The 11,853-nt window shown below is 59.8% G+C and carries 9 protein-coding genes; 4 read left to right on the forward strand and 5 right to left on the reverse strand.

Features of this window, described 5'->3' with window-relative positions:
• Positions 1-251: 251 nt before the first annotated feature.
• A complete protein-coding gene (locus tag DKW72_RS09715; protein WP_111642165.1) occupies positions 252-1,997 on the forward strand; it encodes a Na/Pi cotransporter family protein in 1,746 nt (581 codons plus the stop codon).
• Positions 1,998-2,156: 159 nt separating this feature from the next.
• Here DKW72_RS09715 and DKW72_RS09720 read toward each other — a convergent pair whose 3' ends face one another.
• Positions 2,157-2,405 (reverse strand): YheV family putative zinc ribbon protein, encoded by a 249-nt coding sequence (locus tag DKW72_RS09720; protein WP_232522369.1) that lies wholly within the window; start codon positions 2,403-2,405, stop codon positions 2,157-2,159.
• On the reverse strand, positions 2,402-4,465 hold the full coding sequence (gene prlC / locus DKW72_RS09725) for an oligopeptidase A (RefSeq protein ID WP_111642166.1): 2,064 nt from the start codon (positions 4,463-4,465) through the stop codon (positions 2,402-2,404). Before prlC ends, DKW72_RS09720 begins: the two co-directional genes overlap by 4 nt.
• Positions 4,466-4,552: 87 nt before the next feature.
• Between prlC and DKW72_RS09730 the strand changes: the two genes are divergently transcribed.
• The 3 genes from DKW72_RS09730 to DKW72_RS09740 all read left to right on the forward strand — a co-directional run bounded on the left by DKW72_RS09730 (position 4,553) and on the right by DKW72_RS09740 (position 7,747).
• On the forward strand, positions 4,553-5,116 hold the full coding sequence (locus DKW72_RS09730; RefSeq protein ID WP_111642167.1) for a gamma carbonic anhydrase family protein: 564 nt from the start codon (positions 4,553-4,555) through the stop codon (positions 5,114-5,116).
• A 19-nt stretch (positions 5,117-5,135) separates the two neighbouring features.
• The gene (locus tag DKW72_RS09735) at positions 5,136-6,971 is read left to right on the forward strand and encodes a diguanylate cyclase domain-containing protein (RefSeq protein ID WP_111642168.1); all 1,836 of its coding nucleotides are present in this window, start codon (positions 5,136-5,138) and stop codon (positions 6,969-6,971) included.
• A 107-nt stretch (positions 6,972-7,078) separates the two neighbouring features.
• Positions 7,079-7,747 (forward strand): hypothetical protein, encoded by a 669-nt coding sequence (locus DKW72_RS09740; RefSeq protein WP_111642169.1) that lies wholly within the window; start codon positions 7,079-7,081, stop codon positions 7,745-7,747.
• 29 nt (positions 7,748-7,776) lie between these two features.
• On the opposite strand, the gene DKW72_RS09745 is transcribed toward DKW72_RS09740, so the two are convergent.
• The 3 genes from DKW72_RS09745 to DKW72_RS09755 all read right to left on the reverse strand — a co-directional run bounded on the left by DKW72_RS09745 (position 7,777) and on the right by DKW72_RS09755 (position 11,666).
• Positions 7,777-9,360 (reverse strand): PQQ-dependent sugar dehydrogenase, encoded by a 1,584-nt coding sequence (locus DKW72_RS09745; RefSeq protein ID WP_198411299.1) that lies wholly within the window; start codon positions 9,358-9,360, stop codon positions 7,777-7,779.
• 64 nt (positions 9,361-9,424) lie between these two features.
• Positions 9,425-10,573: a helix-turn-helix domain-containing protein gene (locus DKW72_RS09750; protein WP_111642170.1), complete on the reverse strand. Its 1,149-nt coding sequence runs from the start codon at positions 10,571-10,573 to the stop codon at positions 9,425-9,427.
• A 1-nt stretch (position 10,574) separates the two neighbouring features.
• Entirely contained in the window at positions 10,575-11,666 is a 1,092-nt protein-coding gene (locus DKW72_RS09755; protein WP_111642171.1) for a sulfite exporter TauE/SafE family protein, read from the reverse strand.
• Between the last annotated feature and the right edge of the window lie 187 nt (positions 11,667-11,853).

Below are 11,853 nucleotides of genomic sequence, written 5' to 3' on the forward strand. Positions count from 1 at the left end.
GCTGGCAGCGCTCAGAAAATTCACATCCCCGCCCTTCCCCCTCAACACACGTTTGACGCATGATTCAACGCCAGGAAATACGACGGGCACATGGCATTGAGATGACGATTCGATGACAAAAATCGGCTGAAACTGTATCCCCGGCCCTTTTCAGAGGGCTATAATGCGCGGCCTCGACGCATAAAACACGCTGTTGCCGTCTCTTTGCAGCCAGAGCCGGCAACAAACCCGAGTTTCCAAAGGCCTGTGTTATGAATTATTCGTTATTCGACTTCCTCCAGCTGATCGGCTCACTCGGTATCTTCATCTTCGGGATGAAGATTTTCAGTGAGGGCTTACAGAAAATCGCCGGTCACCGGCTCAAGAGTATTCTCAGCGGGATGACCCGCAACCGGGCCACCGGCGTACTCACCGGCTTTGGCACCACCGCCATCACCCAGTCGTCGACCACCACCACGGTGATGACGGTAAGCTTCGTCAATGCGGGCCTACTGACCTTTGTGCAGTCCACCGGGGTCATTATGGGGGCCAATATCGGCACCACCATTACCGCTTGGATGGTGTCGCTGTTTGGCTTCAAATTCCAGATCACCCCCATCGCCGTCGCCGTCATCGGCCTGTTCTTCGCCTTCCTGTTCTCCAGCAATAACCGCCTGCGCAATATCGCGGAGGCCATGGTGGGCTTCGGTATCCTGTTTATCGGCCTGGACTTCATCAAGGGCGCAGTGCCGGATATCAACAACAACCCGGAAATGTTTGCGGTGCTGGATGGCTTTACCGAGTACGGCTACCTTTCCCTGATCCTGTTTGTGTTTGTGGGCACGCTGCTGACCCTGCTGACCCAGTCGTCCTCGGCCGCCACCGCCATTACCCTGGTAATGCTGTTTGAGGGCTGGGTGTCCTTCCCCATCGCCGCGGCCATGATTCTCGGGGAAAATATCGGTACCACGGTGACCGCCAATATCGCGGCCCTGGTGGGGAATGTGCACGCCAAACGGGCGGCGAGGTTCCACTTCTTCTTCAATATCATCGGCGTCATCTGGATGATGTTGATTATGTACCCAATGCTCCACCTGATGGATCTGGCGCTGCAACTGGCCACAGATACCAATGTCTCGGTGATGGCCGGCGAGGTCGAGTCGCGCTCGAATGCAACCCTGGCGCTGTCGCTGTTCCACACCACCTTCAATGTGCTGAACGTGGTCTTGCTGTTCGCGTTTGTGCCCCACCTGGTGCGCTTTGTGGAGTACATTCAGCCCGATCGCGGGGGTGAGGACGAGGAATTCCACCTGCGCTATATCAGCGCCGGGGTGATGACCTCGCCGGGACTGGCCTTGGCCCAGGCCCAGAAAGAAGTGCAACAGTTCGCCGGAGTGACGCTGAAGATGCATCAAGCCGTCAGCGAGCTGCTGTTTGACCCGGACATCAAGTTCGAGAAACAGCTCAAACGCATCCACAAATACGAGGAAGCCACCGATCAGTTGGAGATTGAAATCTCGGACTTCCTGGTACGGGTGAGTGAGCGGACCAACCTGGAGCACTCCACCACGGAACGCATCCGCTTTATGCAGACCATGATCAACGATATGGAGCGGATCGCGGATATCTATTACCAGGTCTCCAAGCTCGCCGAGCGCATGAAAGAATCCAAGTCCAGTTGGCCTGATGACGCCAAGAGCGATCTGGCGGAGATGATGGCCGCCCTGCAAAAGGCCATCGAGTTTATGCATGCCAGCGTCTCACGAGCGCCGGGGCAGGTGGATATGGCCAAGGCGGTGGAGCTGGAAGACAGCGTCGACAAGCTGCGCGACAAGTTCCGCGATACCCACTACACGCGTTTGGAACGGGGCGACTACTCACCGCGGGCGGGGGTGATCTTTATCGATGTGCTCAACCGTCTGGAGCGTATCGGCGATCACGTACTCAACGTCAATGAGTCCGCTTCGGGACACCGGCTCAAAGCGATGCGCATTGTGGGGAGCAAGCGCCCTACCTGACTTGGGCTGGTCGCCGGGGTGGGGATACCCTTCCGGGACACGCCGTGAACCCATCCATGGGGGCTCGACTGCCGCCGTCCAGGCGGCAGACGGTCCCGGAAGGGTATCCCCACCCCGGCTTCCGCGTCAGCCAGATAGCCAACGATTGCTGGGCCAGAATCAGGAGTTGTCGAAGGGTAAGATTTTGACGACTTGCTCTTGGGCCTGTTTTTCCTCTTCCGGGGTGTTCACCCGGGTCTCCAGCTCGCGCGTCTGGGGCTTGAAGTACATTTCGTCCTTGTAACCACAGCTGACGCACTCGCGATAGTCTTTGCCGTCCTCGGCATAAACCACCACAGTATCCATCTCGCTGCACCGGGGGCAGATGGCGCCGGCCACAAACCGGCGCTTTTCGCTGTACATGGTCATGCGCTGCGCTCCTCGGCGATGCCGCTGTGGCGCAGCAGCGGCTCGATGCTGGGCGCGCGCCCGCGGAAGTTTTTGAACAGCTCCGCCGGCGGGCGGCTGCCGCCCTGCTCGAGGATTTCCCGCAGAAAGCTTTCGCCGGTTGTCGGGTTGAATATCCCCTCCTCTTCAAAGCGCGAAAAGGCATCGGCGGACAGCACTTCGGCCCACTTGTAACTGTAGTACCCGGCCGCGTAGCCGCCGGCAAAGATGTGACTGAAGCTGTTCTGGAACTTGTTGAATGCCGGCGGTTTCATCACCGCCACCTGCGCGCGCACCTGATCAAGCACCGCTTGAGGGTCTAGCGGCTGGGCCGGGTCGTAGTCGGCGTGCAGGCGGAAGTCGAACAGGGAGAACTCCAACTGCCTCAGCATCTGCATACCGGACTGGAAGTTGCGCGCCGCGAGCATCTTGTCGAGCACGGCCTGAGGCAGGGGCTCACCGGTTTCAAAGTGGCCGGAGATCAGCGGAATAGCCTCGGGCTCCCAGCACCAGTTTTCCAGAAACTGACTCGGCAGCTCCACGGCGTCCCAGGCTACCCCGTTGATGCCACTCACCGCGCCAACGTCGATGCGGGTGAGCATATGGTGCAGGCCGTGACCAAACTCGTGAAACAGGGTGGTGACTTCGTCGTGGGTCAGTAGCGACGGCTTGTCGCCCACCGGCGGGGTGAAGTTGCAGGTCAGAAAGGCCACCGGCAGTTGGACTTCGCCGGCGGCGGTTTTGCGCCGTACACGGCAGTCTGCCATCCAGGCACCGCCACGCTTGTTGGCCCGGGCAAACAGATCGAGATAGAAACTCGCGATCTGTTCACCGCCTTTGTAAATCTGATAAAAGCGCACGTCCGGGTGCCAGCTGTCAAAGCTGACCACGGGCAGAATCTCGATGCCGTACAGGCGGCCAACCACCTCGAACATCCCCTGGATAACCCGCTCTGCGGGGAAATACGGGCGCAAATCCTCCTGGGAGACCGCATACTTGGCCACGCGCAGTTGTTCGCTGTAGTAGGCCGCATCCCAAGCCTGGAAATCTTTACACCCCTGCTCGGCAGCGTAGGCTTTGAGCTCCGCCAGGTCGCGCTCGCCATAAGCGCGGGATTTTTGCGCCAGATCCTCGAGGAACTGAATGACCTGCTCGGGCGATTCCGCCATTTTGGTAGCCAGACTGCGCTCGGCATAGCTGTCGAAGCCCAGCAGCTGCGCCAACTCGTGACGCAGGGCCAGAGTCTCGGAGATGATTGCGGTGTTATCCCATTCAGCGGCGCTGCTACCGTCGGCTTTTTTGCCCTCGGCGCTGGCCCGGGTCACAAAGGCCGTGTACATCTCCTGGCGCAGCGTCCGATCGTCGGCATAGGTCATCACGGCGATGTAGGAAGGAATGTCGAGGGTCACAACATAGCCTTCGAGTTGCCGCTGGGCCGCGGCCTGCTTGGCCTGCTCAAGGGCCGATTCCGGCAGCCCCGCCAGTAGCGCGACATCGTCCAGGTGCTTGTACCAGGCCTGGGTGGCATCGAGAACATTGTTGGCAAACCGGGTCGAAAGTTCAGACAGGCGCTTTTTGATCTCGCCGTAGCGCTGTTTGGCTTCGCCTTCCAGCGCCACGCCGCCCAGACGGAAGTCACGCAGGGCGTTGTCGACCGTCTGTTTCTGGGCCTGATCCAGCGTGTGGTAGGCCTCGCTCTCGGCCAGCGCCCGAAAGGCCTCGTATACCGCCCGATCCTGACTCACCTCAGTGCCGTACTCGGTCAGAAGACCCACGCAGGTGGTGTAGGCCTCACGCAATGCCTCGGAATTCAACACGCCGTTGAGATGACTGACCGGCGCCCAGGCTTGCTCCAGACGATCGCCCTGCTCCTCCAACGGCAGTACCAGGGTATCCCAGGTGGGTTCGCTCAGCTCTGCCAGCCGCTGGCGGCGGTGCTCGCGGTCCTCCTCAATCAATTGACGGATGGCCGGTTCGATATGGGCAGGCTCAATAGCGCTAAAAGGCGGCAACGTTTTTTGCTCGAGCAGTGGATTGGACATACAGCGTCTCCAGTCGTGATTCTGTCTCCGCGGGTCTACAGCGGTCGCGGTTTTGGCGTATGATACACCCTATGGAATGAGGTACGTATGACGCAACCAAAAGATGACAACCCGGCCATCCGCCCCTTTCAGGGCTGTACCCCTGCGCTCGGCGCGCGTGTCTATGTGGACATCGCCGCCGTGGTTATCGGCGATGTCACCCTGGGCGACGATGCCTCGGTGTGGCCCGGCGCGGTGATTCGCGGGGATATGCACAGTATAGTTGTGGGCGCGCGCACCAGCATTCAAGACGGCTCCGTATTGCATATTACCCATGCCAGCGACTTCAACCCCGGCGGTTTCCCCCTGACTATTGGCGATGATGTGACCGTGGGTCACTCGGTGAACCTGCACGGCTGCACCATCGGCAACCGGGTGTTGGTGGGCATTGGCTCGACCTTGCTCGACGGGGTCGTGGTGGAGGACGAAGTGGTCATTGGCGCCGGCACCCTGGTACCCCCCGGCAAACGCCTGGAAAGCGGGTACCTCTATGTCGGCTCGCCCTGCAAGCAGGCTCGACCGCTGAAGGACAGCGAACGCGCCTTTTTCCGCTATTCAGCGAATAATTACGTCACGCTCAAGAACCGCTATCTGCAAGAGCTGAAACCCTGACACCGAACAAGGCTTAATCATGCTGGCCCAAGATAAGAATAATGACTGCGACAAGGCCGCGACACGGACGCTGCAAGCCCTGATATTTTCCCTGCTACTGGGGTTTGGCCTCCCGGCAACGGCCGAATCCGAGGTCGAACCGCTGATCGTGGTCCAGGATCACGCTTGGGCGCCCTTCGCCTTTGCTGACGGTGACGGCGAGCCCCAAGGCCTGTTGATCGACCTGTGGCGGGCGCTGGGCGAGCAACTGGGACGTCCGGTGGTGTTCGAACTCTACGATTGGCCGCAAACCCTGGAGCGCACCCGGAACGCCGACAATCGCATTCACGGGGGATTGTTTATCTCCGATGAGCGGCGCGAATTCCTCGATTTTTCCGCGTCCCTGATGCCCCTGCGGACCATGCTGTTCGTCAACAACCGGGAGCACCTGGGCGATATCCAGAGCCCTACCGACCTGGGGGGCACCACTGTCGGTATTACCCGCGGCGGCTTCGAAGTCACTTACATGCGCAGCCAATTCCCTCAGACGCGCCTGCAAACCTTTGAGAACAACGAGGCGCTGGTGCGCGCGGCGGTGCGCGGTCAGGTCAGTGCCTTCGTCGCCGACTACCCGGTCGGCGCCTATTACCTGAGCCGGCACACGACGCCCGAACACTACCGGGCCACATCCCTGCTCTACCAGCGCCCACTCGCGGCGGCAGTGGCCAAGGGCAATGACCCCCTGCTCGCAGAGATCAACCAGGCTTTGACGGCGTTGCCCCCAGAGCGGCTGGAGTCCATCAGCCAACGCTGGATCCAGCGCGATACCCGGGAAGTACTGCCCGCCTGGCTGCTCCCGGCACTGGCCACCAGCCTGTTGGCACTGGTGGTCACCGGCTTGCTGATCCACGGCCGCCTGCTGCGCCAGCGGCTCGAGGAACAGGCCGCACGCCTTCGGGAACAGGAGCAGCACCTGCATCTGTTCAGCCAGAGCATGAGCGACTTTGCCTGGCGCATGGACAGCGACGGCCTGCTCAGCTACGTCAGCCCCTCAGTGCACCGCGTGCTGGGCTTCCACCCCGAGGAAATGGTCGGTCAGGTAATGACCGTCGCGTTGGACACGGAATCGTCGGAAAAGGCCGTCGCCCTGCAACAGAGTACCATTGCCGCCGCTCGCCGGGGGGAGCTGGGTACACGGGCCGACCTGCTCGAACAATTTACCCAGATCCACAAAAATGGCCGCAAAGTGCACACCGAGGTAGCCATTCAGGTCTTTTTCGACGCTGTCGGAAATATGACCGGCGCCCAGGGTGTGTCGCGGGACGTTTCCGCCCGTCACGAGACCGAACAAGCCTTACGTAAGCTGGTCACCAGCGACCCGATCACCCAACTGCCTACCCGTCAGCAGGCCAGTCAGCGCCTGAATCAGGTGATTGCTGACTGCGCCTATCACCAGGAATATGCTGCACTGCTGTTCCTGGACCTGGACAACTTCAAGTTTATTAACGATCAGCAGGGTCACGACATGGGCGACCTGCTGTTGCGCCAGATCGCCGAGCGGCTCGACAGCCACGTCAGCCTGGACACCCTTGCACGCTTTGGCGGCGATGAGTTTGTGATTATCAGCCGACCGCTCGGGTCTCAAAGCAGCGAAGCCTGGATTCAGGCCGAGCAGCTGGCACAAGCCGTGACCGAGCAATTCAAAGCGCCTTTTTCGCTCCACGGTCGTGCAATCACCGCCACTGCCAGCGTCGGTGTCACTCTGTTCAACAGTCGCCAGGACACCCCTCAGGGTCTGTTCCGGAAGGCCGACCTGGCCATGTGCCGGGCCAAAACTCTGGGACTTAACCAGATCGCATTCAGCGACCCTGTGTGAGCCTGGACGGGCGCAGAGCAACTATTTTTTACAATTATCGTCTCAGATAACAGCTATGCTGTTAACAACACGACCGCCTCTCACTCATGCTCATAAGGAGTCCAACCATGCGCCGGTTTGCCCCATTGACTCTGACCCTTTTGGTTTTGCTGGCCCTGTCGGCCTGCAGCACCACGCCCAGCTACGATAAAGCCGACGCCAGCCTGCAGGCGACCAATGAGACCGGTAATTTTGGTGCGGTACTGCTGCGCCATGGCGAGCCGCTGCCCACCTTTACCCGTGTATACGTCGAGGAGGTTCCGGTGGAGCTCAGCCGCCAGTGGTTGAGCAGCCATCGCAGCAACTACAGCCGTTCGGATGTGGAGCGCATCGAGCGGGATTACGGCGAGCGCTTGCGCACCGCTTTGCGCAACGGACTGACTGACCAAACCGAGGTTGAAGTGGTGGACAGCGCAGACGAAGCCGATGTGGTGTTACGGCCGCACCTACGCAAGCTGAATATCTATGCGCCCGATCTCATGCAGCCGGCAACACGCTACTATTACTCCGACCAAATGGGTAATGCCACACTGGACCTGTATCTGGTGCACCCGCGCAACGGCAACGTGCTGGCCCAGTTTGTCGACCACCGGGAGGTGCGCGCAGGCATCATCTTTCGGGGCGAGCGCGCCACCCGAGGCACCAATTTGCGCTACTTTGGGCGCACCATGGACCGCTGGGCGTTCGATTTTGTCGATTATCTGATGCTCACCGGTACGATTGAACACACGGACTGAGTCCGCACGCCACCGCCGGGTAGCGTCCTCTACTCGGCGGGCGTCACCCGTAACAACCGGCCATTGGCGCTATCGGTCAGCAAGTAGAGTGCGCCATCCGGGCCGGTGGCCACGTCCCGAATCCGTTCATTGAGATGTTCAAACAGCATCTCCTCTTCCCGCGCTTCGTCAGCCGTGACGCTGACCCGATAGACACGCTTGTGGGCCAGCGCCCCCAATAGAAACTGCCCCTGCCACTCGGGAAACAGCTCGCCCTCGTAGCGGGTCATACCGGAGGGTGCAATCGAAGGCGTCCACTCCAGCAGTGGCGGCTGTACACCCTGGCGCTCGGTGAAAGGGGTGATCACCGCCCCGGTGTAGTCGAGCCCGTGACTGACCAGCGGCCAACCGTAATTCAGACCCGGACGAATGACATTGATCTCATCGCCGCCTTTGGGCCCGTGCTCGTGACTGACCAACAGCGCCTGCTCGGGATCATAAACCAGTCCCTGTGGATTGCGATGGCCGTAGCTGTAGGTTTCCGGCGCGATCCCCGGGCGTCCGACAAAGGGGTTGTTGCCCGGCACGGTGCCATCGTTGTTGATGCGCAGAATACTGCCGATGTGGCTTGCCGGGTTCTGAGCCTGCTCTCGGTAGTCAAAGCCATCGCCGTAGGTCACCACCAGCGTATCATCCGGTAGCCATACCATACGCCCACCGTAATGGGCGTCACCGGTCTTGGCCGGCTGGGTGCGCAGTATCTCCCGAACGCTCTCCAAGCCCTCCTCCCCCAAGCGCGCCTGCAGGATGCACAGATGATTGGCCCGGCGGTTGCCACAAGCGTAGCTCAGATACAGCCGTCGACTCCGCTCGAAATCCCGGGCCAGCAAAATGGCTTTCAGTCCAGCCTGTCCGGAGATAAACAGGTCATCGGGAAGCCCTGCCACGGGCTCCGGCGCCAGCGCGCCGTCGGCATCCAGCAGACGCAGACGCCCGACGCGTTCGGTAATGAGGGCCCGTCCGTCAGGCAGGAAAGCCACCGACCAAGGATGATTCAGCCCCTCGGCGAGGGTCTGGATATCAAACCGGTCATCGGCGTGAAGCGGCTCGGGCGCCGCAAACAGGGCACCGGCAAAGAGTAGCGCAAGAATCGGTGCAGCTGAGGTTTCTCGAGGGCGAAACCAGCCAGAGTCCAGAATACGGGCAAACACCCAGCCCGCCAGCGCTGCGCTGGCGACCAGGGCCAGGGTGCCACCAACGCTGCGGGTAGCGGCGATCAGAGTGGGCATGGGGGCCAAGGCGTCGACCAGCTTGAACGTCAGCCACAAGCCGCAGGCCGCCGCCAGCGCGCACAGCGGCGCGAAGCTTCGCGATGGCAGCCAGCGGGAAATCAAGGCGGCGAGCGCCAGGGAAACGAGAAGGCTGGCACCTAGAATGGCCGCGTACAAAGGCGCAAAGTTGACCAAATCGCGGGCACTGACCTCCAGGCGCAGACCCAGGCCAATATCAGCACCCATTGCGCCCAAGCCGATCAGATTGAACTGGGTTTGAATGAGGCTTCCGAGGACCGCACCGAGCGCGAGGGCCATCAAGAAAGCCACGGGCAAATGAACCCATGGGCGGGACAAGGGCATATCAACCTCCGGCGCTAAAGACTCGTGTTGATAACCATAGCCCCGTTTGGCGAAAAAGCGAGGCTTAGGCACCATCCTTGTCCAGCTGTTTGCGGTACTCCGACGGCGATACCCCCACCAGGCGTTTAAAGAAACGGTGAAACGCCGACTTGCTGTTAAAGCCTGCGTCCATCAGGACATCGAGAATAGTCTTGTCCTTGTAGTCGGGGCTGGTCAACAGGCGCTTGGCCTCTTCAACCCGATAGGTGTTCACAAACTCGAAGAAATTGGTTCCAAAGTGCTTATTGATGACCGAGGACACTTCTTTGGGAGGTAGATTCAAGCGCTCGGAAAATTGCTCAATATTGATATTGTGTTTCAGGTAGAGCTTCTCGTCCTCCATCGCTGCGCGCACCCGATCCACCGCTTCATTGGTCGGGCGCGCGCCCTCGCTTTCAATCAACGGCTCGGGTTGGGTAACCAGCAGTTTATGGGCATATACGAGGCTGTATGTGAACAGCGCATTGATCAGAATAAATGTCAGATAATTGTCGACAATCCCGAGTGAATCCGCCGTTTCCGGCGAGGAGTATTTGGCGACGATGTGAACCACTCCTGACCAGGCCCAGTTGGCGAAGAAACCCAGGGTCAGAATATTGAGCCAGTTGGGCTCGGACGTTGAAAAGTGCGAGTACTCGTCTTTGAGTTGGGCCCGGTAGCGCTGCACCAGAACCACAGCGCCAAAGGCATACACCAGGGGCACAATCTTGGCGGCATCCCAAATAAAAGTCACAAGATAGTCGGGCGTATCCGAGGTCTCGGGCGACATCATGCGCAAGTCTGAACCGTTGACACCGAACACCAGAATCACCAGCGCCGCAATGACGGCTGGCAACAGGTGCACCAGAAGGCGTCGGTGCAGGCGGAAATGCTGCTGGGTGATGGCTGCCACCGACAGCATCAGGATCGGCCCTTTCAGCATCAATGCCACCAGCAGCAGGGGCGGCGTGGCATAGTTGTCGATCACGGCGGGAACGGCCACATTCAGATACTCGTTCCAGAGCACCAGAGTCGCGGAACTGCCGACCGCAATGGTAAACAGAAAGGCCGCCAGCAACGCGCTGTAGCGACGATTCTGAGTGGGCAGCACGGCCTGGAACAGCGCCAGTAGAATGCACTCGGCAACGGTGGTGAGCAGAATGACATCGTGAATATTGAAGATGTGTTCTTTCATACTAGCACCGCCGCGATTCAGGGCTCACTGTTTCATTGTTCGGCTGTTCAGCACCGGTGTACCGACAGGGGCTGGGTTCGCCATCCGTTCTGACGCGCGCCGCTTCGCACAGCCGTATTCCCCAGCTGTGCAGTTTCTCAAATACCAACAGACACAAACCCAGCGCAGCCAATGCCAGAGCGATCCCCCCGAGCCCAAGCGCCTGCTGTTCCGCGAAACAGGTCCATATGAACTGGCCGACACACAAAAACGATACGATCAACAGAATCGGCTTGCGCCCAATTCGCTCGACGATAAAGACGCCCAGCGGCGCCACCAGGAGCACCACCGGCGCAGCCGCCAGCCAGTTTTCATAGACGCCGGGCTGCCAACTGTTGGTGAGCGTTTTGATCACCACGCCGTAGAGAGAAGTGAAAGCCATAATCACCACGGACGTGGGGATGGCGATTTTGAGGTCCGCTCGGCACAGCAGCACCAGGGCAGCGTAGAGCATCATATCGATACCGACGCCGGTCACACTCACCGCAAACACACTGGCGATCAGGCCGAGAGTAAAGCCGACACGCTGGTCCCAGCGTTCGTCAAATTCGATCATGCCCTGGAGGCTGGAAATTTCGTTGATACGGTAGAGGTGAAGGACACCAAAGCTGCCCCAGATCACCGCGAAAGTAATCTTGATAAGCAGATCCGGCACCAGGGGCGAGAGAAAAATCAGACCGATGGGCGCACCGATCAGCGCGCCGAGCATCGCACCCTTAAGCATCGCCCAAGCCAGCGGTTGGCGGCGGGCAAAAATAAAAATTGACGCACTCACCATGCCGATAGACTGCACGGCAAAACTGAAGTCCCGGCCCAAGGTGGCGGGCTGGTCAAAAAACAGCACCAAAACCGGAAAACCAACAGTGCCCCCACCCATAGGGGTAGATCCGGCGGCATAACCCCCGATGGCCATAGCCAGCGCCATGGGCCAGTTGGCCACGGTCGCCGCCCAGGCACCCTCGGCCTGCAGTAACAGCAACCAAACTGCATAAAAAACGGCTACCCACAGGAACCAGACCCACAGGTGTTTGCGCGGCGGAGCTTTTATCGTCATGGCGGGGATACTACCTGAGTTATTCTCATCGCTATAGGGGTGTTACTTAATCACTTCCCGCCGGCAACGTCAACTCGGGCCTGGAAAGGGCCCCTTCCGGATCGAGGGCCGGATGCCCTGAACGGAAAAGGCACAGACGTTGAGTCTGTGCCACCTAGACTGCCTGTGTATCTTTCGATACCTTTCG

It is taken from the genome of Marinimicrobium alkaliphilum, from assembly GCF_003259155.1.
Classification (GTDB): Bacteria; Pseudomonadota; Gammaproteobacteria; order Pseudomonadales; family Cellvibrionaceae; genus Marinimicrobium_A; species Marinimicrobium_A alkaliphilum.